This is a genomic window from Variovorax sp. J22G73 (assembly GCF_030317035.1).
GTDB lineage: Bacteria > Pseudomonadota > Gammaproteobacteria > Burkholderiales > Burkholderiaceae_C > Variovorax.
The window spans coordinates 61,062-82,168 of sequence record NZ_JASZYK010000018.1; the positions used below are offsets into that span (position 1 = coordinate 61,062).

Here is a 21,107-nt window from a genome sequence, read left to right on the forward strand (position 1 = left end):
GGCGCGGCGCCTGCGCTCAGGCCTTGCGCCGCATCACCCGGGCCAGGGCCTGCTTCGCCATGCGTCCCAGCGCCTTGGCCTTCAGCGCCTGCAGTTCGCGCGACATGCGCGTGCGCTGCTCCGCCGACAGCGCGGTGCCGAAACGCCCCAGCGCCTGTTCGAGCGCCGCGCGCTGCTGCTCCACGCGCCCCTGCCGCCCTTCGGCCTCGGCCAGCCATTCGCAGGCATTGGCCACGCGCTCGCGCAGCGCCGCGTCGCCCGATTCGCCGAAGCGCGCGATCAGCACGCGGTAGGCCTTGGCCTGGCCCGTGGCGTCGCCGAGCTTCTCGAGCACCTTGGCCTTGTTGACCATCGACCTGGCGGCCCACAGCTGCAGCGCGCTCTCGCGCGCGACCGCGGTGCGCGCGACCACTTCGTCGTAGCAGGCAACAGCGTCACCGAGCCGCCCGGCCTGGCGCAGCGCGGCCCCCTTGCGGAACAACGCGCCGGCCACGCGCGCGCGCAGCTCGGGCAGCTCGGAGTTGCCCCAGCGCGCGACGATCTGGTCGTGCACCCGCACCTCTTCGTCGCGCTGGCCGAGGCGGTCGAGCGCCGTGCTCTTGTACTGCAGGCACAGCGCCACCTGCTCCTGCATGGCGGTGGAGGCGTCGGCGCCGTAGCTGGCGTCCATGGCATCGGCGGCCTCGACCACGTCGGCGAAGCGCCCCAGCGCGACCAGGCAGAAGGCCTTGTGCACCAGCGCACGCGCGCACTGGCGGCGCAGCTCGGGGTGCGGCGATGCGGCGTGCGCGGCCAGCACCTCGTCGAACAGCGCGACGGCCTCCAGCGGCTGACCCGCATCGCCGAGCGTGCGGCCCTGCCTGATTTTTTCGCGCACCGCATCGCGCAGCTCGCCAGGCAGCTCGCCCGCATCGGCAGGCCCTGCCCTGCGCAAACGCCGCATGCAGGCCGCGCGCCCGCTCGAGGCCTTGCCGAGCGTCACCTGGTGCTCGGGCGCGCTGGCGTCGCGCAGCGCCGCCACGAGCTGCCCGTACACGGCCAGCGCTTCCTCGGCCCGGCCCAGCAGTTCGAGCAGCACATGGCCCTTGTTGAGCAGCGCGCTGGTCACGGTGCGCTGCACCGCGACGTCGGTGTCGTCGGCGAAGGCAGCGAGCATGCGGTCGCAGGCGGCCAGCGCCGCCTCGCCGTCGCCGCGGTCGCGCAGGCCCACGGCCCAGTCGTAGGCGCGCACCGCCGCCATGCGGCGCACCTGCGACGACGCATCGCGCCCGTAGCGCTCGAGCAGCCAGCCCACCAGCTCGGCGCGCCGCGCCTGCTCCTCGAAGCCCAGTCCGTCGAAGAACAGCGCCAGCGCGCGCACGCCTTCCACGCGCAGCTCGGCGGCCGCATCCGACAGGCTCGCCTCGATCTGGTCGGCCACCTGCAGGCACAGCACCTGCGCCTGCGTGTGCTGCGCCAGCTCGCGCAGGTTCAGCACCGAGGCCAGCCGCGCCCGCGCCACGCGCAGCACCACGTCGGGGTCGGTGCTGGCGTCGAAGCGCTCCACGGCGGCCTCCAGCGTGGCCAGGGCCTGCTGCGGAAGGCCTCGGTGGTGCTCGACCTCGGCCTTGCGCAGCCGGGCCTCCACGCGCTGGGCATCGAGCGCGGCGTCGGCCTTGGTGTCGAGCAGCTCGCTCATGGCATCGCAGGCCTCGCAGCGGGCCTCGGGGTCGTCGAGCAGCCAGGTGCGCTGGAACAGCGCGTCAGCGATCTGCAAGCGGATCTCGGGTTCGCTGCGATGGCCGTGCGCGGCCAGCAGGCGGTCGAGCGTGGTCAGCGCGTCTGCCGAGCGGTGCATCTGCCGCAGCATGTGCGCGATGAGGCGCAGCGCCTGGCAGCAAGGGGCCACCACGTCGGCCCCGGGCATGGCGCCGAACTCCTCCAGCAGCCGGCCGCAGGCGGCCAGCGCTTCGCCGCGGCGGCCCATCTCGTTGAGCAGCTCGGCGCGGCGAAAGCCCGCGACGACGCGCTCCGAGGGCGACGCCGCGTGTGCGTCGGGCAGGGCCTGCGCCTCGTGCGTTTGCCGGCGCGCGGAGGACTCGACTACATTCACATTCGCTTCCTTGTGTGGCGCGCGCCGCGCGCGGCGGGGTGGACTGTACGAACCGGGCCGGATTCTGCCCGTGATCGAACCGGTTTCACACAAGCTTTCGCAGCTCTTTCTGCTCTCTTTACCCGGGCTTAGGCCTTTACGTTTCCTTTCATGCGCATTCTTGGCATCGACCCCGGCTTGCAGACCACCGGCTTCGGCGTGGTCGACGCGGACGGCCATGCGCTGCGCTACGTGGCCAGCGGCACCATCAGCACGCGGCACCTGGGCACCGGCAACCTGCCGGCACGCCTGAAGGTGCTGTTCGACGGCATCGCGGAGATCACCGCGCGCTACCAGCCCGATGCGTCGGCGGTGGAAATCATCTTCGTCAACGTCAACCCGCAGTCGACGCTGCTGCTGGGGCAGGCGCGCGGCGCCTGCGTCACGGCCCTGGTGACGAACAATCTGTCGGTGGCCGAGTACACGGCGCTGCAGATGAAGAAGGCCGTGGCCGGCCATGGCGGCGCGGCCAAGGCGCAGGTGCAGGAGATGGTGCGCCGCCTGCTCGACCTGCCCGGCGTGCCCGGCGCCGATGCGGCGGACGCCTTGGGCATCGCCATCACGCATGCGCAGGTGGGGCGCTCGATGGCGCGGCTGGCGCAGGCCGCGGAGCTGTCGAAGACGCATGCCGGCACGTACCGGCAAGGCCGTTCGCGCTAGCGCGGGCCCGGACGCACGTTCAGGCCACGCGCTCCGCGATCAGCACCGCGAAGAAGCCGAAGGCCGCGAGCAGCGTCCACTTCAGCACGATCCAGCCGAAGCGCCGGTACTTGGCCTGGCCGGTGCCGGCATAGAACGCGAACGACACGCCCGCCACCAGAAGCAGCAGCAGGATGGCCCAGCGGAAGAGAAGCATCGGGGAGGTTGCCGGCGTTGCGAGCGTCGAGAGGCGTTGCGCCTACCAGGCGCGCGCCACTTCGTTGAAGCCGCGCGGTGCGCGCTTCTCGTCGTCGAAGCTCACGACCTCGTAGGCATCGCTGTGCGAGAGCAGCTCGCGCAGCAGCTTGTTGTTCAGCGCATGGCCCGAGCGGAACGCCGTGTAGGCCGCCAGCAGCGGCTTGCCGACCACGTACAGGTCGCCCATGGCGTCGAGGATCTTGTGCTTCACGAACTCGTCGTCGTAGCGCAGGCCGCCGGCATTGAGAACCTTGGTGTCGTCCATGACGATGGCGTTGTCCAGCCCGCCGCCGAGCGCGAGGCCCTTGCTGCGCATGTACTCGACTTCTTTCGTGAAGCCGAAGGTGCGCGCGCGTGCGATGTCGCGGCTGTACGAGTCGGTGCCCAGGTCGAACTCCACGCGCTGGCCGGTGGAGTTCACCACGCGGTGGTCGAAGTCGATCTCGAAGGCCAGCTTGAAGCCGTGGTACGGCTCCAGGCTCGCCCACTTCTCGTTGCCGCCCTCGCCTTCGCGCACCTCGACCTTGCGGGTCACGCGAATGAAGCGGCGCGGCGCCTTCTGCAGCGCGATGCCCGCGCTTTGCAGCAGGAACACGAAGGACGAAGCCGATCCGTCGAGGATCGGCACTTCGTCTGCCGTGATGTCGATGTAGAGGTTGTCGATGCCCAGGCCCGCGCAGGCGGACATCAGGTGCTCGACCGTCTGCACCTTGGCACCGCCTTCGGAGACGGTGGAGGCCAGGCGCGTGTCGGTGACCGCTTCGGCGGTCATGCGGATCTCGACCGGCTCGGGCAGGTCGACGCGGCGAAACACGATGCCCGTGTCGGCCGGGGCCGGTCGCAGGGTCAGTTCCACGCGTTGCCCGCTGTGAAGCCCCACGCCCACGGCGCGGCTGATCGACTTGAGGGTTCGTTGTTGCAGCACGCCGGGGATTTTAGGCGCGCCACGCGCGTGGCGGCCTATGCCCCTGGCTATGGCACCGATAGACATGGGTTCTATGAATGACCAGGCGAATGATGGACGCAACGGGCACGAAGCGAACGCAGCGCGTAGGGCCGGTGGAAGTCCCTTTCAGGTCTCCCCGTGCCCCTTGCGAACCTTCGTGCTCGCTGCGTCTGGTCAGCCACTTCGCACAACACAGCGGAACCGGCTGGGCCGGTCCGCGGGCGTCGCCCCCGGCAGGGGGTCGGCGAAGCGGCACGAAGTGCGCGCAGCCTGGCGGCGAGCCAGGTTCAGTCGGCCTGGCGGCGCAGGAAGGCCGGGATCTCGAAGTCGTCCATGCCGCCCGAGGACAGCGCATCGACCTTGGCAGCGGCCATCGTGCGGTTGGTGCGCCACACGCTGGGCACGGCCATGCCGTCGTAGTTGGGCTGGCTGCCGTGGCCGCCGCTGCTGGCGTGGCCCATGCCACCGAGCGTCGGCACGGTGAACGGGATGTTGTCGGTGCCGGTGCGGATCACTTCCAGCGTCGGTGCCTGGCGGCGCGCGTCGGCGCGCGACAGGCCCGTGGCCACCACGGTCACGCGCATTTCGTCGCCCAGTGTGTCGTCGTAGGCCGCGCCGTAGATCACGTGCGCGTCCGGCGAAGCGTAGGCGCGGATGGTGTTCATCGCCAGCTTCGACTCGTTCAGCTTCAGCGAGCCCTTCGATGCCGTCACCAGCACCAGCACGCCCTTGGCGCCCGACAGGTCGATGCCTTCCAGCAGCGGGCAGGCCACGGCCTGCTCGGCGGCGATGCGCGCACGGTCGGGGCCCGCGGCCGCGGCCGTGCCCATCATGGCCTTGCCGGGTTCGCCCATCACGGTGCGCACGTCTTCGAAGTCGACGTTCACGCCGCCGTACTCGTTGATGATTTCCGAGATGCCGCCCACGGCGTTCTTCAGCACGTCGTTGGCTTGCGCGAAGGCTTCGTCCTGCGTCACGTCTTCGCCCAGCACGTCGAGCAGCTTCTCGTTGAGCACGACGATCAGCGAGTCGACGTTGGCTTCGAGCTCGGTCAGGCCGGCGTCGGCGTTGGTCATGCGGCGGCCGCCTTCCCAGTCGAAGGGCTTGGTCACCACGCCCACGGTGAGGATGCCCATTTCCTTGGCCACGCGCGCGATCACGGGGGCCGCGCCGGTGCCGGTGCCGCCGCCCATGCCGGCGGTGATGAACAGCATGTGCGCGCCGTCGATGGCCGCGCGAATGTCGTCCACCGCGAGCTCGGCTGCTTCACGGCCCTTGTCGGGCTTGCTGCCGGCGCCCAGGCCGCTGGTGCCGAGCTGGATGATCTTGTGCGCGTTGCTGCGTTGCAGTGCCTGTGCGTCGGTGTTCGCGCAGACGAACTGAACGCCCTGCACGCCGCGCTCCATCATGTGGGCGACTGCATTGCCGCCGCCACCGCCGACACCGATCACCTTGATCTGCGTGCCCTGATTGAACTCTTCGACTTCGATCATTTCGATGGTCATTTTTAACTCCTTGAATCTTGCAGTTGCCGTTATGTATCTGTGAATGTTCTTGTGCCTGACGCGCTCAACGTTCGAGCGTCACGATGGTGGACCTGTGCGTCGCCATCGCTCGTTGAAATGCAAAGGGGGGCTGCCGCGTGCGAGCCAGAGTGGAGACTTGATCATGGCTAGAAATTCCCCACAATGAAGTCCTTGAAACGTCCGAATGCAGTCTTTACCGACCCATTCTTCTGTGCCACCTTGAAGCCGCGCATGCGTGCGAAGCGAGCCTCCTCGAGAAGGCCCATGACTGTAGCGGCGCGAGGCTGCGCGACCATGTCGGACAACGCGCTGGAATACTTCGGAATGCCTCGGCGCACGGGCTTCAGGAAGATGTCTTCACCGAGCTCGACCATGCCCGGCATCACCGCGCTGCCGCCCGTGAGCACCACGCCCGAGGACAGCACTTCTTCATAGCCCGACTCGCGCACCACCTGCTGCACGAGCGAGAAGATTTCCTCGATGCGCGGCTCGATCACGCCGGCCAGCGCCTGCTTGCTCAGCATGCGCGGGCCGCGGTCGCCGAGGCCCGGCACCTCGACCTGCGACTCGGGGTCGGCCAGCAGCTGCTTGGCATAGCCGTGCTCGACCTTGATGTCTTCCGCGTCCTTGGTCGGCGTGCGCAGCGCCATCGCGATGTCGCTCGTGATGAGGTCGCCCGCGATCGGGATCACGGCCGTGTGGCGGATCGCGCCGTTGGTGAAGATGGCCACGTCGGTGGTGCCCGCGCCGATGTCCACCAGCACCACGCCCAGCTCGCGCTCGTCCTCGGTCAGCACCGCCTGGCTGGAGGCCAGCGGGTTGAGCATCAGCTGGTCGACTTCCAGGCCGCAGCGGCGCACGCACTTGATGATGTTCTCGGCCGCGCTCTGCGCGCCGGTCACGATGTGCACCTTGGCTTCCAGGCGCATGCCGCTCATGCCGATCGGCTCCTTCACGTCCTGGCCGTCGATCACGAACTCCTGCGGCTCCACCAGCAGCAGGCGCTGGTCGCTGGAGATGTTGATGGCGCGCGCCGTCTCCACCACGCGGGCCACGTCGGCGGGCGTGACTTCCTTGTCCTTCACCGCCACCATGCCGCTGGAGTTGATGCCGCGGATGTGGCTGCCGGTGATGCCCGTGTACACGCGGCTGATCTTGCAGTCGGCCATCAGCTCGGCCTCCTTCAAGGCCTGCTGGATGCTCTGCACCGTGGCGTCGATGTTCACCACCACGCCGCGCTTGAGCCCGTTGCTCGGCGCGATGCCGAGGCCGGCCAGCTTGAGCTCGCCGCCGGGCAGCACCTCGGCCACCACCACCATGACCTTGGCGGTGCCGATGTCGAGTCCTACGACCAGGTCTTTGTATTCTTTGGGCATTGATATGTCCTCGATTCCTCGGTGTTCGCTACTTGATTTTTCTTGGGGTCTCGGGCGAGACCGTGGTGACGCCGCGCAGCCGCAGGGCATACGCGTCGTTGTGGCGCAGATCGGCGCCTTCGACATCGGCCATCGAGCGGCGGTACTGGGCCGAGACCTGGGTCACGGTCTTCAGGAACCGCTGCAACCGGGCCGTCACTTCCTCGCTCTGGCCGCGGCCGAGTTCGATTTCCGCGCCGCTGTCCAGCACCACCTTCCAGCTGCCCCGGCTCGACAGCGTGAGCTCGTCGATGGCCAGGTCGTAGGGCTGGAACTGCGGCTGCAGCACGCGGTACATGCCCAGCACCTGCCCGGCCTGCTCGATCGGGCCGTCCAGGCGCGGCAGGTTGTCGTCCACCTCCGCCACGTTGGCCTCGAACACATCGCCGAAACCGTTGATGAGCTTGGAGCCCGCGTCGTCGCCCCAGGTGGCCACCGGTACCTGCTCGGTCAGCGTGACGTGCAGCTTGTTCGGAAACTCGCGCCGCACCACCGCGCTGCGCACCCACGGCACCGACTCGAACGCCGCGCGGGCGCGCGACAGGTCGATGGTGAAGAAGTTGCCGTTCAGCTGCGGCGCCACGTTGGCGCGCAGGGTCACCGCGTTGTTGTGCGTGACCTCGCCGTCGACCTTGATGCCGGCCAGCGGGAAGAAAGGTTGGCGCAGCACCCACCAGGCACCCGCCGCCAGCAGCATGAGCGTGACCATCACGAAGGCGATGTTCGCGACGATGTTCATGAGCTTGACGTCGAAGGGTGCGGGAATGCTGTCGGCCATGGCTATTGCGAGCCTCCCGTGGCGTCGAGCGTGGCCGAGGCCAGCACGCGCACGCACAGTTCTTCGTAGGCGATGCCCGCGGCGCGCGCGGACATCGGCACCAGCGAATGGCTGGTCATGCCGGGCGAGGTGTTCATCTCCAGCAGGAAGGGCTTGCGGTCGCTGGCGCGGATCATCACGTCGGCTCGGCCCCAGCCGCGGCATCCGAGCGTGCGGTACGCGGCCAGCGTGATGCGCTGGATCTCGTGCTCCTCGGCGTCCGACAGGCCGCTCGGGCACTGGTACTTCACGTCGTCGGTGAAGTACTTGTTCTGGTAGTCGTAGGCACCTTCGGGCGCGCTGATGCGCACCACCGGCAGCGCGCGGGCATCGAGCCCGTGGCCGAGCACGGCGCAGGTCACTTCCTCGCCCTCGATGAACTCCTCGCACAGCACGTCGGCGTCGTACCTGGCCGACAGGGTGATCGCGTCCTGCATCTGCGAGTAACCCTCGACCTTGGTCACGCCGATGGACGAGCCCTCGCGCGGCGGCTTCACGATCAGCGGCAGGCCCAGCACGTCGGGCACGGCCATGACCTGCTCGCGGCTTTGCTGGTCGAAGGCCAGGCGCACGTACTTGGGCGTCGGCAGGCCGTCGGCCTGCCAGATGCGCTTGGTCATGACCTTATCCATGGCCACGCTCGAGGCCATCACGCCCGAGCCGGTGTAGGGAATGCCGAGCAGCTCGAGCGCGCCCTGCACGGTGCCGTCTTCGCCGTGGCGGCCGTGCAGCGCGACGAAGCAGCGCGCGAAGCCTTCGCGCTTCAGGTCGGCCAGCTCGCGCTGCGAGGGGTCGAAGGCGTGCGCGTCGACGCCGCGCGAACGCAGGGCCTCGAGCACGCCGGTGCCGGACATCAAGGAGACTTCGCGTTCGGCGGAACTGCCGCCGAACAGCACGGCGACCTTGCCGAAAAGCTGGGGGTTCTGAAGGCTCACGAGGCCCTCCCTTCGCGCGAATCGCGCTGCGATGTGGGGGACGCCGCGATGGCGGCGGTGGCAGTGGAGGTGGCCGAGGCGTTGGCGTTGCCGAGCTCGACGACCTTGCCCGGCACCGCGCCGATGGAGCCGGCGCCCATGGAAAGAATGACGTCGCCCGCGCGGGCGTTGTCGAGGATGGCGCGCGGCATGGCCGCGATGTCGTCGACGAACACCGGCTCGACCTTGCCGGCCACGCGCAGCGCGCGCGCCAGCGTGCGGCCGTCGGCGGCCACGATGGGCGCCTCGCCGGCGGCGTACACCTCGCCGAGCAGCACCGCGTCGGCCGTGCCGATGACCTTCACGAAGTCTTCGAAGCAGTCGCGCGTGCGGGTGTAGCGGTGCGGCTGAAAGGCCAGCACCAGCCGGCGCCCCGGGAACGCGCCGCGTGCGGCGGCGATGGTCGCGGCCATCTCCACCGGGTGGTGGCCGTAGTCGTCGATCACGGTGAAGGTGCCGTTGCCGGCCTCGCCCTGCACGTGGATGTCGCCGTAGCTCTGAAAGCGCCGGCCCACGCCCTTGAAGCCTTCGAGCCCGCGCTGCACCGCCTCGTCGGCGATGCCGAGCTCCACGGCCACGGCGATCACCGACAGCGCATTGCGCACGTTGTGCTCGCCCGGCAGGTTCAGCACGATGGGCAGGTCGGGCAGCGTCACGCCGTTGCGGCGCTGCGCGGTGAAGTGCATCTGGCTGCCGACGGCGCGCACGTCGATGGCGCGCACCTGCGCGTCTTCGTTGAAGCCGTAGCTGGTCACGGGGCAGTTCACGTCGGCCGCAATCTCGCGCACCGCCGGATCGTCGGTGCAGAGAATGGCCACGCCGTAGAACGGCATGCGGTGCAGGAACTCGACGAAGGCCTTCTTCAGCTTGCCGAAGTCGTGCCCGTAGGTTTCCATGTGGTCGGCGTCGATGTTCGTGACCACCGCCATCACGGGCAGCAGGTTCAGGAACGACGCGTCCGACTCGTCGGCCTCGACCACGATGTAGTCGCCGCTGCCGAGCTGCGCGTTGGCGCCGGCGCTGTTCAGCCGCCCGCCGATCACGAAGGTCGGGTCGAGCCCGGCGGCGGCGAGCACGCTCGCCACCAGGCTGGTGGTGGTGGTCTTGCCGTGCGTGCCGGCAATGGCGATGCCCTGCTTCAGGCGCATCAGCTCGGCCAGCATCACCGCGCGGGGCACCACCGGAATGCGCTTCTCGCGCGCGGCCAGCACCTCGGGGTTGTCCGACTGCACGGCGGTGGAGGTGACGACCGCGTCGGCACCCTCGATGTGCGCGGCCGCATGGCCCACGAAGGTGCCGATGCCCAGGCCCGCGAGCCGGCGCAGCGTGGCGCTGTCGGCCAGGTCGGAGCCGGTGATCCTGTAGCCCAGGTTCAGCAGCACTTCGGCGATGCCGCTCATGCCCGAGCCGCCGACGCCGACGAAATGGATGTGACGAATCGCGTGCTTCATTTGGCAAGCTCCTCGCAAGCGCGGACGACCGCCTCGACGGCTTCGGTCTTCTGCAGGGTCTTGGCCTTGGCGGCCTTGTCGATCAGCGCGGTGCGCCCGGTTTTCTGTAGCAAATCAGCCAGCAATTCAGGAGTGAGGTCGGCCTGCTGCACCAGCCATCCGCCGCCCGCGTCCACAAGGAAGCGCGCGTTGGTGGTCTGGTGGTCGTCGACCGCCGAAGGGAAAGGCACGAACAGCGCTGCTGCGCCGACGGCCGCGATTTCTGTGACGGTGCTGGCACCGGCGCGCGCGACGATGAAGTCGGCGTCCGCATAGGCCTGCGCCGTGTCTTCGATGAAGGGCGTGAGCTCGCCCTCGACGCCGGCGGCCGCGTAGTTGGCGCGCAGCTCGTCGATCTGCTTGGCGCCGCTCTGGTGCAGCACCTGCGGGCGGGCTTCGCTCGCGATGCGGGCCAGCGCCTGCGGCACCACGGTGTTGAGGCCGCGCGCCCCCAGGCTGCCGCCGACCACCAGCAACTTCAGCGGACCGGTGCGGCCCGCGAACCGCGCGGCCGGCTCGGGCTGCGAGGTGAAGGCCGCGCGCAGCGGGTTGCCCACCCATTGGGCCTTCTTCAGCACGTTGGGAAAGGCCGTGAACACGCGGTCGGCCACGCCGGCCAGCACCTTGTTGGCCAGGCCGGCGACCGAGTTCTGCTCGTGCAGCACCAGCGGCTTGCCCATGAGCACGCCCATCATTCCGCCCGGAAAGGTGATGTAGCCGCCCAGGCCCACCAGCACGTCGGGCTTCACGCGGCGCACCACGCCCAGGCTCTGCCAGAACGCGCGCAGCAGCTTCAGCGGCAGCAGGAACAGCGTGAGCGGGCCCTTGCCGCGCACGCCGCCGAACTGCACCGGCTCGAAGGCGAAGCCGCGCGGGGGCACCAGTTTTTCTTCCATGCTGCCGGGCGCGCCCAGCCAGTGCACCCGCCAGCCGCGCTCGCGCAGGGCCTCGGCCACGGCCAGTCCGGGGAAGATGTGGCCGCCCGTGCCGCCCGCCATGACGAGTGCAGTCTTGCCGGTCATACGCGGCCTCCCCGCATCAGCACCCGGTTCTCGTAGTCGATGCGCAGCACGATGGCCAGCGCCACCAGGTTCATCAGGATGGCCGAGCCGCCGAAGCTCATCAGCGGCAGCGTCAGGCCCTTGGTCGGCAGCGCGCCCAGGTTCACGCCCATGTTGATGAAGGTCTGGAAGCCGAGCCACACGCCCACGCCCTGGGCCACGAGGCCGGAGAACACGCGGTCGAGCGCGATGGCCTGGCGGCCGATGTGCATGATGCGGCGTGTGAGCCAGAGGAACATGCCGATGATCAGCAGCACGCCGACCAGGCCGAACTCCTCGCCGATCACCGCGAGCAGGAAGTCGGTGTGCGCCTCGGGCAGCCAGTGCAGCTTTTCCACGCTGCCGCCCAGGCCCACGCCGAACACCTCGCCACGCCCGATGGCGATCAGCGAGTGCGACAGCTGGTAGCCCTTGCCCAGCGCATGCTCCTCGCTCCACGGATCGAGGTACGCGAAGATGCGCTCGCGCCGCCACGGGCTGCTCGCGACGATGCTGCCGAAGGCCACCACCACCAGCGCGGCAATCACGAAGAACATGCGCGCGTTCACGCCGCCCAGGAACAGGATGCCCATGGCGATCACGGCAATCACCATGAACGCGCCCATGTCGGGCTCGGCCATCACCAGCATGCCGACCACCACCACCGCGATGCCCATCGGCAGCACGGCGCGGAAGAAGCGCTCCTTGATCTCCATCTTGCGCACCATGTAGCTGGCGGCGTACAGCACCATCGCCAGCTTGGCCAGCTCCGACGGCTGGAAGCGCATGAAGCCCATCGGCAGCCAGCGGCGCGCGCCGTTCACGTTGATGCCGATGTGCGGAATGAGCACGGCCACCAGCAGCAGCAGCGAGGCGACGAAGAGCCAGGGCGCGGCGCGCTCCCAGGTCTTCATGGGAATCTGGAAGGTCAGCAGCGCGGCGACGAAGGCGAACGCCACCGAGGCCGCATGCCGCGTAAGGAAGTACGACGCGCTGTAGCCGGCGCGCGCGAAGCGCGGGTTGTCGGGCAGCGCGATGGAGGCCGAATACACCATGATCAGGCCCCAGGTCAGCAGCGCGACCGTGACCCACACCAGCGCCTGGTCGAAGCCCAGCACGCGCATGGGCGTGGCCTTGGTCTGCGCGATGCCGGCGCCGCCCAGCCGCACGGGCAGGTGCACGGGCAGCGCGTCGATGCCGCTGCGGGCGCGCCTGAACCAGCCGCTGAAGCGGCCGGTGCGGGTGTTGGACGTGGCGCCTGCGGTTGCGGGGTTCAAAGTGGTTCCTCCGTCGAAGCATCGGACGCGGGGTCTTCCACCAGCCCGCGCGGGCTGTCTTCCCAGGCCTGCACGGCCTCGCGGAACACCTCGGCGCGGTGGGCGTAGTCCTTGAACATGTCGAAGCTCGCGCAGGCCGGCGACAGCAGCACGGCGTCACCCGGGTTGGCGCGCTTGCCGGCCAGCGTCACGGCCTCGTGCATCGACGCAGCGTGCAGCAGCGAGACGCCGGTGGACGCCAGCGCGGCCTCGATGATCGGCGCGTCGCGGCCGATGAGCACCACGGCGCGCGCGTACTGGCGCACCGGCTCGGCCAGCGGCTCGAAATCCTGTCCCTTGCCTTCGCCGCCGAGGATGACGACCACGCGGCGCTCTTCGCCCAGGCCCACGAGCGCGGCCACGGTGGCGCCCACGTTGGTGCCCTTGCTGTCGTCGAAGAACTCGACCTCGTCCACGATGGCGACGGGCTCCACGCGGTGCGGCTCGCCGCGGTACTCGCGCAGGCCATAGAGCATCGGGCCCAGCGCGCAGTCGGCGGCCGTGGCGAGCGCCAGCGCGGCCAGCGCGTTCAGCGCGTTGTGGCGGCCGCGGATGCGCAGCGCGTCGGCGGGCATCAGGCGCTGCAGGAAAATTTCTTCTTCCACCACCGCGCCGCGCTTGCGCTTCTGCGTTTCGTCGGCTTCCAGCGCGCGCACCAGCCAGGTCATGCCGTTGACGCGCTCGATGCCGTAGTCGCCCGGGCGCAGCGGCATCGCCGAGCCGAAGGTGACGTGCGTGCGGATCTGCGGGCGCTGCAGCTTCACGCGCACCGGCGCGGGCAGCATGGCCATCACGCCCTCGTCGTCGCGGTTCAGCACCATGAGGCCGCGCGCGCCGAAGATGCGCGCCTTGGCCGCGGCGTAGCCCTTCATGTCGCCGTGCCAGTCGAGGTGGTCCTGCGTGAGGTTGAGCACGGTGGCGGCGGTGGGCTCGAAGCCCTGCACGCCGTCCAGCTGGAAGCTGGAGAGCTCCAGCACCCACACGTCGGGCAGCGTGTCGGCGTCGATGTGCGCGCTGAGCGTGTCCAGCAGCGTCGGGCCGATGTTGCCGGCCACGGCCACGGTCTTGCCCGCGCGCTCGACCAGCTGGCCGGTGAGCGAGGTGACGGTGGTCTTGCCGTTGGTGCCGGTGATGGCGAGCACGGCCGGCTTGTAGCCCTTGGGCGCTTCGGGCTCGACGGGCGGTGCCAGCTCGAGCTGCGGCGTTTCCTCTTCCACGGCGGCCGAGGCTGGGTTGGAGGCGGCGAGTTCGGCGATCTTGGCGACGAACTCGGCGGCCTCCCTGGCGGCGGTGGGGACGTAGGGCTTGCCGGTGGTGGGCAGGCGGGAAACGGTGGCGGGTGCAGTTGAAGCAGCGGGGGCTTCGAGAGCGTCCGGTGCTTCCAGTGCTTCGGATTCGGGGCTGCTGGAATCGGCGGCTTCGGATGCTGCAGCGGTGGCCTCTGTTGCGGAGGCTTCCGTCGCAGTGACTTCCGATGCCGGCGTTTCGGCGGCTGCGTCTTGCGGCACGGCTTCAGGCTCTGCGGCCACGGGCGCGTCAGGTGCCTCGGTCGGCGCAGGCACGGCCACGCTGATCGATGGATCGCGCGGCATGGCCTCGGCCATCGCGGGCACGGTCGGTTCGGGTTGTGCTTCGGCGGTTTCGGTCGTCGGCTCTGGTTCTGCGGCCTGGGCAGCTTCGACCTCTGCAACCTCTTCGACAGCTTCGACGGCTGCCGCTTCGAGCGGCAGTTCGGCCTGTGCTTCAGCTTGCTCGGCTTCGCCGACGACTTCAGGCACGGCTTCCAACGCAGGCTCGGCGTCGGCCTCGGCTTCGACCACCGGCACATCGACGGTCTGCAGATCGAGCAGCGCGCGCGCGAACAGGTCCAGCTCGCCGCCGACCGGCAGCCCCATGGCGCGTGCCGCATCGGCCACCGGCGCGATGGTCTCGGGCGACAGGCCCGGCGAGCGGTAAACCGCGCGAATCGGCGTGCCTTCGACCAGCGCGGCCGAGAACGGCCCGCCGACAAAAACCACATCGGGCAGCTCGGCCTTCAGCGTGGCCAGCTGCGCCGGCGCCTCGCGCGTATCCGCCACGGTCACGACCGCGCCGTGGCGCGCGCACCAGCGCGCCATCGCCAGCCCGGACGCGCCGAGGCCGAGGATGAGAACGGGGAGGTCTTGAAGGTGCCGCATGTTTTTATTACCGCAGCTTCAGCGTCGACAGGCCCACGAGGCACAGCAGCATCGTGATGATCCAGAAGCGCACCACGACCTGCGTCTCGCGCCAGCCGCTCTTCTCGAAGTGATGGTGCAGCGGCGCCATCTTGAGCACGCGGCGGCCTTCGCCGTAGCGCTTCTTGGTGTACTTGAAGTACATCACCTGCGCCATCACCGAGATCGCCTCGACCACGAAGATGCCGCCCATGATGAAGAACACGATTTCCTGGCGCACGATGACCGCGATGGTGCCCAGCGCGCCGCCCAGCGCCAGCGCGCCCACGTCGCCCATGAAGACCTGCGCCGGGTGCGTGTTGAACCACAGGAAGGCCAGGCCCGCGCCGGCCATGGCCGAGCAGAACACCAGCAGCTCACCCGAGCCCGGGATGTTGGGGAACAGCAGGTACTTGGAGTACACCGCGCTGCCCGTCACATAGGCGAACACGCCCAGCGCCGAGCCCACCATCACCACCGGCATGATCGCCAGGCCGTCCAGCCCGTCGGTGAGGTTCACCGCGTTGCTCGCGCCCACGATCACCAGGTACGTGAGGATCACGAAGCCGATGCCGCCCAGCGGGTAGCTCACTTCCTTGAAGAAGGGCACCAGCAGGTTGATCTTGGGCGGAAAGTCGAGGTCGAACCCCGACTGCACCCAGGCGAAGAACAGCTGCAGCACGCGCCAGTTGGAGCTTTCAGAAATGCTGAACAGCAGGTAGAAGCCCGCCAGCAGGCCCACCACCGACTGCCAGAAATACTTCTCGCGCGAGCGCATGCCTTCGGGGTCCTTGCGGACCACCTTGCGCCAGTCGTCGACCCAGCCGATGGCGCCGAAGCCCATGGTGACCCACAGCACGATCCACACGAACCGGTTCGAAATATCGAACCACAGCAGCGTGGCGAAGGCGATGGCGAACAGCACCAGCACGCCGCCCATGGTGGGCGTGCCGCTCTTGGTCAGGTGCGTTTCCATGCCGTAGCCGCGCACCGGCTGGCCGATCTTGAGCGCGGCGAGCCGGCGGATGACGAAGGGGCCGGCCACCAGGCCGACCACGAGCGCGGTCACCGCGGCCATCAGCGCGCGGAAGGTGAGGTACTGGAAGACGCGCAGGAACCCGAATTCGGGCGACAGCGTCTGCAGCCATTGGGCGAGAGTCAGCAGCATGTGTTTTCGCGCGGCTCATGCGTCATGACCGGCCTCCTTTTGTTGTTGTGCCTCGATGGCCTGCACGATGCGCTCCATCTTCATGAAGCGGGATCCCTTGACCAGCACGCTGCCGACCTGCGGCAGGCGCGCGAGCACGGCCGCGCCCAGCGCGTCGAACTCGTCGAAATGTCGTCCGTCCGCACCGCCCTGGAAGGCGGTGGCGGCATGCGCCGTGGCGGCGCCCAGCGTGTAGACCGACTCGATGCCGCGTTGCCGGGCCCAGGCGCCGACCTCGGCGTGGAACTCCGGCGAGCGGTTCCCCACCTCGCCCATTTCGCCGAGCACCAGCAGGCGCGGCGCCGGCAGGGCGGCGAGCACGTCGATGGCGGCGATCACGGAATCGGGGTTGGCGTTGTAGCTGTCGTCCACCAGCGTGAGCGCGTGGCCGCCGGCCAGCACCACCTCGCTGGCGCGCGAGCGGCCCTTGACCGGCACGAAAGCGTCCAGGCCCGCGGCAATGGTTTCCAGCGACACGCCGGCCGCCAGCGCGCAGGCGGTGGCCGCCAGCGCGTTCACCACGTTGTGGCGCCCGGCGATGTGCAGCCGGGTGGCGAAGGCGCCCAGCGGCGTGCGGATGCGCACGGCCCACGCGCCCTGCGCCCATTCGGCGCTCTCGAGCGAGATGTCGGCGTCCTGCGCTTCGCCGAACGTCATGCAGCGGCGCGAACCGCCGGCGCGCGCCATGTCGGTCCACAGCGCGGTGAAGGTGTCGCCGTACGGGAACACGGCCGTGCCGTCGTCGGGCAGCGCCGCGAACACGGCGGCGTTTTCCACGGCCACCGCCTCGACGCTGGCCATGAACTCCTGGTGCTCGCGCTGCGCGTTGTTCACCAGCGCGATGGTCGGGCGCGAGATGGCGGCCAGCCGCGCAATTTCGCCCGGATGGTTCATGCCCAGCTCGAGCACCGCGCGGCGGTGCTCCGCGCGCAGGCGCAGCAGCGTGAGCGGCACGCCGATCTCGTTGTTGAAGTTGCCGGCCGTGGCCAGCGCACGTTCGGCCCGTTCAGCACGTTCGGCGGCGGACGCGAACAGCACCGCCGCGATCATCTGCGTGACCGTGGTCTTGCCATTGCTGCCGGTGACGGCAATGAGCGGCAGCGTGAACTGCGCGCGCCAGCCGGCGCCGAGCGCGCCGAGCGCGGCCAGCGAATCGGGCACCTCGAGCCCGGCCAGGCCGGCGGCTTCGAGGCCATGGTGCGCAATGGCGGCCACGGCGCCCTGCGCCTTCGCGTCGGCGAGGAATTCGTTGGCGTCGAAGCGCTCGCCCTTGAGCGCGACGAACAGGTCGCCGCTCGCGAGCGTGCGCGTGTCGGTGTGCACGCGGGCGATGACGGTCGCGCCGTCGCCGACCAGGCGCGACCCCGGAATCCATTGCTGCACCTGGGCCAGCGTGAGGTTGAGCGGCGTGGTGTCGGTCATGCCACGCTCCCGGTGTGTGCCGGGTTACCGGGGTTACCCGGGTTCACCCTGCGTGCCAGCGCCTGCAGCGCATGGGCCTTGTCGGAAAACTCGATGCGCTGGCCGGCAATTTCCTGCCACGCCTCGTGGCCCTTGCCGGCGATGAGCACCACGTCTTGCGGGGCCGCCTGCGCGAGCACGTCGGCAATGGCCATGGCGCGGTCGGGCTGCACCTGGGCGGCCTCGGGGCGCGAGAAGCCGCGCAGCACCTGCGCGATGATCGCGTCGGGTTTTTCGCTGCGTGGGTTGTCGCTGGTGACGACCACGTGGTCGGCCTGGCCCTCGGCCACGGCGGCCATCATCGGGCGCTTGATCGGGTCGCGGTCGCCGCCGCAGCCGAACAGGCACCACAGCGCGCCGCCACGCTGCTTCGCGAGCGGGCGCAGGCCGATGAGGGCCTTGTCGAGCGCGTCGGGCGTGTGGGCGTAGTCGACCACGGCCAGCGGCGCGCCCTCCCCGGTGCCGGCGCGGTCCATGCGGCCCGGCACGCTGGTGAGGTTGGCGCAGGCGGCCACGGCCCGCTCCAGCGACAGGCCCAGCGCGCGCAGCGTGCCCAGCACGCCCAGCAGGTTGGCCACGTTGTACTGGCCGATGAGGCCGGTCGACAGGCGCTGCACCTCGGCCGTGCCGTGCTCAGCCACGGAAAACTGCAGGCCCTGCGCGTCGTAGCCGATGTCGCGCGCCATCAGGCGGGCCGGCTTGCCCTCGGCGGACACGGTCCACACGTCGAGCGCGCCGATGCCGGCGTCGATCAGGTTGGCGCACAGGCTCGCGCCGTGCGTGTCGTCGATGTTGATCACCGCGGCGCGCAGGCCGGGCCAGCGGAACAGCTCGGCCTTGGCCTGCCAGTAGGCGTCCATGCTGCCGTGGTAGTCGAGGTGGTCCTGCGTGAAGTTGGTGAACACGGCCACCGCGATCTGCGCGCCGTCGAGCCGGCGCTCAGCGATGCCGATGGACGAGGCCTCGATGGCGCAGGCGCCGAAGCCGCGCTCCACCAGCGCGCGCAGCTCGCGCTGCATCATCACGGGGTCGGGCGTGGTCAGGCCGGTGTAGGTCAGCGCGGGCGGCATGCCGATGCCCAGCGTGCCCATCACGGCGCACGGCGAAGGCGCGTCGCGCTGCACGGTGCCGTCGGGCTTCATGGCGCGAACACCGCCCGCCGCGCGCAGCGTGGAAAGCGACTCGGCCAGCCACCAGGCGGTGGAGGTCTTGCCGTTGGTGCCGGTCACGGCCAGCACGTCGAGCAGCGCCGAGGGGTTGTCGTAGAAGGCCGAGGCGATCGGGCCGGTGGCGGCCTTCAGGCCGGGGTAGCTCACGATGCGTTCATCGCCATCGAAGCCGAAGGCTTCCACGCCTTCGTGCTCCACCAGGCACGCGGCCGCGCCCTGCGCCAGCGCGGCGGCCACGTGCTTGCGGCCGTCGGTGGCGGCGCCGGGCCAGGCGATGAAGATGTCGCCCGCGCCCACGGCACGGCTGTCGGCGTGCATGGCGCCCTGCGGCGCGCGCTCCTTGAGCCAGGCCGCGGCCAATGGGGGGGAAGTGAAGGTCAGCATGTTCAGAAACTCTCGTCGACGCCCTGCGTCATCACAAGCGGTTTGACCGCCAGGTCGGGCGGTACGTTCATCATGCGCAGCGTCTGCTGAACAACTTCGCTGAACACGGGGGCCGCGGCCACGCCGCCGAAATACTGGCCGTCGCTGGGCTCGTCGATCATCACGGCCACGATGATGCGCGGCTTCTCGATGGGCGCCATGCCGGTGAACCACGCGCGGTATTTGTTACTCGCGTAACCCTTGCCAACCTGCTTGTGCGCCGTGCCCGACTTGCCGCCGACCGAGTAGCCGACCGTCTGTGCGCGCGTGCCGGTGCCACCGGGGCCGGCGGCCATCTGCAGCATCTTGCGCACCGCCAGCGCGTTCGACGGCGAGAACACCCGCACGCCTACCGGCGGCTCGGTGTTCTTCAGGATGGTGACCGGAATGAGCGAGCCGTCGTGCGCGAACGAGGTGTACGAATGCGCCATCTGGAACAGCGACGCCGACAGGCCGTAGCCGTAGGCCATGGTGGCTTGCTCGACCGGCTTCCAGGTCTTCCACGGGCGCAGCCGGCCGGTGACCGCGCCGGGGAACTGGATCTGCGGCTTCTGGCCGTAGCCGAGCGCGGTGTAGGTGTCCCACATCTCGTGCGGGGTCATCTTCTGGGCGATCTTGAGCGCGCCGACGTTGCTCGACTTCTGGATCACGCCCTCGACCGTCAGCGTGCCGTAGTTGTGCGTGTCGCTGATGGTGAAGCCGCCGATCTGGAAACGGCCGGGGCCCGTCTCGATGAGCGTCGCGGGCTTCACGCGGCCGGCCTCCAGCGCCATGGCCACGGTGATGGGCTTCATGGTCGAGCCGGGCTCGAAGGTGTCGGTGAGCGCGCGGTTGCGCAGCTGCTCGCCGGTGAGGTCCTGGCGCTTGTCGGGCACGTAGCTCGGGTAGTTGGCCAGCGCCAGCACTTCGCCGGTGGTGCTGTCGAGCACCACCACGCTGCCGGCCTTGGCCTTGCGCGCCGTGACGGCGTCGCGCAGCTTCTGGTAGGCGAAGAACTGCACCTTGCTGTCCACGCTCAGCTGGATGTCCTTGCCGTCCAGCGGCGGCACGGTGTCGCCCACGCCCTCGACCACGCGGCCCAGTCGATCCTTGATGACGCGGCGCGAGCCGGCCTTGCCGGCCAGGTCCTTGTTGAACGCGAGCTCGATGCCCTCCTGCCCGTTGTCTTCCACGCTGGTGAAGCCCACCACGTGCGCGGCGGCCTCGCCCTCGGGGTACTGGCGCTTGTATTCACGGCGCTGGTAGATGCCCTTGATGTTCAGGGCGGCGATCTGCTTGGCGATGGGCTCGTCGACCTGGCGCTTGACCCAGACGAAGGTCTTGTCCTCGTCCTCGAGCTTCTTGTCGAAGTCCTTCTGCGGCATCTCGAGCAGCTTGGCGACCTGCTTGAGCTTGGCGCGCACTTCGGGGTCGTCGCGCTCGATGTCTTCCGGAATGGCCCAGATGCTGGGCGCCACCACGCTGGACGCGAGGATGAGGCCGTTGCGGTCCAGGATGCGGCCGCGGTTGGCCGGCAGCTCCAGCGTGCGGGCGAAGCGCACTTCGCCCTGGCGCTGGAAGAAGCTGTTGTTCAGCACCTGCACGTAAGCGGCCCGGCCCGCCAGCATGACGAAGCCGAGCGCGATGCCCGCGACGATGAACTTGCTGCGCCAGACCGGCGTCTTGCTCGCCAGCAGGGGGCTGGTGGTGTAGCGCACGCTGCGGCGGGTCATGGCGCGGCCCTCGTGGCGGTCACGGGCCTGGCGGCCGGCTTGGCTGGCGGCTTGGCGGCGGGCTTGGCACCGGTGGTCGCGGGCATGGCCGGCGCCACGGGCGCGACGGCCGGAATCACCGAGCCGTCGGGGCGCACGTACTGCGTGATGGCCGGCGAGGTGGTGCGCATCTGCAGTTGCTCCTTGGCGAGCTTTTCCACGCGCAACGGCGTGGCCTGGGCGCGCTTCTCGACCTGCAGGCGGTCGCGGTCCAGCTCGAGGCGACGGGCTTCCTGCTGCACGCGGTCCAGCTCGGTGTAGAGCTGGCGTGACTGGTACTGCGTGTGCACGAGGTACAGCGCCGTCGCGACGACGGCCAGCAGCAGGAGCAGGTTGATGCGGGCCATGC

17 protein-coding genes are annotated in these 21,107 nt (G+C 69.6%); 1 reads left to right on the plus strand and 16 read right to left on the minus strand.

Annotated features, from left to right (window positions below; all coding sequences use genetic code 11):
• Nucleotides 1-16 precede the first annotated feature (16 nt).
• Nucleotides 17-2,092 carry a hypothetical protein gene (locus QTI51_RS35670; protein WP_286517981.1) on the minus strand — a complete coding sequence of 692 codons (2,076 nt, stop codon included), beginning with the start codon at nucleotides 2,090-2,092 and terminating at the stop codon, nucleotides 17-19.
• Nucleotides 2,093-2,242: 150 nt separating this feature from the next.
• Here QTI51_RS35670 and ruvC point away from each other — a divergent pair, with 150 nt between their 5' ends.
• Nucleotides 2,243-2,791 carry a crossover junction endodeoxyribonuclease RuvC gene (gene ruvC, locus QTI51_RS35675; RefSeq protein ID WP_116910559.1) on the plus strand — a complete coding sequence of 183 codons (549 nt, stop codon included), beginning with the start codon at nucleotides 2,243-2,245 and terminating at the stop codon, nucleotides 2,789-2,791.
• 19 nt (nucleotides 2,792-2,810) lie between these two features.
• Here ruvC and QTI51_RS35680 read toward each other — a convergent pair whose 3' ends face one another.
• From QTI51_RS35680 to ftsL, 15 genes are all read right to left on the minus strand, one after another.
• Complete coding sequence (locus QTI51_RS35680; RefSeq protein ID WP_165840367.1) at nucleotides 2,811-2,987, minus strand: hypothetical protein; 177 nt, start codon at nucleotides 2,985-2,987, stop codon at nucleotides 2,811-2,813.
• A gap of 42 nt (nucleotides 2,988-3,029) precedes the next feature.
• Complete coding sequence (lpxC, locus tag QTI51_RS35685; protein ID WP_286517979.1) at nucleotides 3,030-3,953, minus strand: UDP-3-O-acyl-N-acetylglucosamine deacetylase; 924 nt, start codon at nucleotides 3,951-3,953, stop codon at nucleotides 3,030-3,032.
• Between the two features lie 308 nt (nucleotides 3,954-4,261).
• Complete coding sequence (gene ftsZ, locus QTI51_RS35690; protein ID WP_116910561.1) at nucleotides 4,262-5,479, minus strand: cell division protein FtsZ; 1,218 nt, start codon at nucleotides 5,477-5,479, stop codon at nucleotides 4,262-4,264.
• 167 nt (nucleotides 5,480-5,646) lie between these two features.
• Nucleotides 5,647-6,876 (minus strand): cell division protein FtsA, encoded by a 1,230-nt coding sequence (ftsA, locus tag QTI51_RS35695; protein ID WP_093126106.1) that lies wholly within the window; start codon nucleotides 6,874-6,876, stop codon nucleotides 5,647-5,649.
• Nucleotides 6,877-6,904: 28 nt separating this feature from the next.
• Nucleotides 6,905-7,693, minus strand: coding sequence for a cell division protein FtsQ/DivIB (locus QTI51_RS35700; RefSeq protein ID WP_116910562.1), 789 nt, complete (start codon nucleotides 7,691-7,693; stop codon nucleotides 6,905-6,907).
• Between the two features lie 2 nt (nucleotides 7,694-7,695).
• On the minus strand, nucleotides 7,696-8,667 hold the full coding sequence (locus QTI51_RS35705) for a D-alanine--D-alanine ligase (RefSeq protein WP_286517976.1): 972 nt from the start codon (nucleotides 8,665-8,667) through the stop codon (nucleotides 7,696-7,698).
• The gene (murC, locus tag QTI51_RS35710) at nucleotides 8,664-10,157 is read right to left on the minus strand and encodes a UDP-N-acetylmuramate--L-alanine ligase (protein ID WP_286517973.1); all 1,494 of its coding nucleotides are present in this window, start codon (nucleotides 10,155-10,157) and stop codon (nucleotides 8,664-8,666) included. Before murC ends, QTI51_RS35705 begins: the two co-directional genes overlap by 4 nt.
• Entirely contained in the window at nucleotides 10,154-11,218 is a 1,065-nt protein-coding gene (gene murG / locus QTI51_RS35715) for an undecaprenyldiphospho-muramoylpentapeptide beta-N-acetylglucosaminyltransferase (RefSeq protein ID WP_116910565.1), read from the minus strand. Before murG ends, murC begins: the two co-directional genes overlap by 4 nt.
• Complete coding sequence (ftsW, locus tag QTI51_RS35720) at nucleotides 11,215-12,513, minus strand: putative lipid II flippase FtsW (protein WP_116910566.1); 1,299 nt, start codon at nucleotides 12,511-12,513, stop codon at nucleotides 11,215-11,217. Before ftsW ends, murG begins: the two co-directional genes overlap by 4 nt.
• On the minus strand, nucleotides 12,510-14,729 hold the full coding sequence (gene murD, locus QTI51_RS35725; protein WP_286517971.1) for a UDP-N-acetylmuramoyl-L-alanine--D-glutamate ligase: 2,220 nt from the start codon (nucleotides 14,727-14,729) through the stop codon (nucleotides 12,510-12,512). The genes ftsW and murD overlap by 4 nt, the downstream gene beginning before the upstream one ends.
• 7 nt (nucleotides 14,730-14,736) lie before the next feature.
• On the minus strand, nucleotides 14,737-15,915 hold the full coding sequence (mraY, locus tag QTI51_RS35730; RefSeq protein ID WP_116910568.1) for a phospho-N-acetylmuramoyl-pentapeptide-transferase: 1,179 nt from the start codon (nucleotides 15,913-15,915) through the stop codon (nucleotides 14,737-14,739).
• 15 nt (nucleotides 15,916-15,930) lie between these two features.
• Nucleotides 15,931-17,376: a UDP-N-acetylmuramoyl-tripeptide--D-alanyl-D-alanine ligase gene (locus QTI51_RS35735; protein ID WP_286517970.1), complete on the minus strand. Its 1,446-nt coding sequence runs from the start codon at nucleotides 17,374-17,376 to the stop codon at nucleotides 15,931-15,933.
• Nucleotides 17,373-18,968: a UDP-N-acetylmuramoyl-L-alanyl-D-glutamate--2,6-diaminopimelate ligase gene (locus QTI51_RS35740; RefSeq protein WP_286517969.1), complete on the minus strand. Its 1,596-nt coding sequence runs from the start codon at nucleotides 18,966-18,968 to the stop codon at nucleotides 17,373-17,375. The genes QTI51_RS35735 and QTI51_RS35740 overlap by 4 nt, the downstream gene beginning before the upstream one ends.
• 2 nt (nucleotides 18,969-18,970) lie before the next feature.
• Nucleotides 18,971-20,719, minus strand: coding sequence for a peptidoglycan D,D-transpeptidase FtsI family protein (locus tag QTI51_RS35745; RefSeq protein ID WP_286517968.1), 1,749 nt, complete (start codon nucleotides 20,717-20,719; stop codon nucleotides 18,971-18,973).
• On the minus strand, nucleotides 20,716-21,105 hold the full coding sequence (gene ftsL, locus QTI51_RS35750; RefSeq protein ID WP_286517967.1) for a cell division protein FtsL: 390 nt from the start codon (nucleotides 21,103-21,105) through the stop codon (nucleotides 20,716-20,718). Before ftsL ends, QTI51_RS35745 begins: the two co-directional genes overlap by 4 nt.
• Nucleotides 21,106-21,107: the final 2 nt, after the last annotated feature.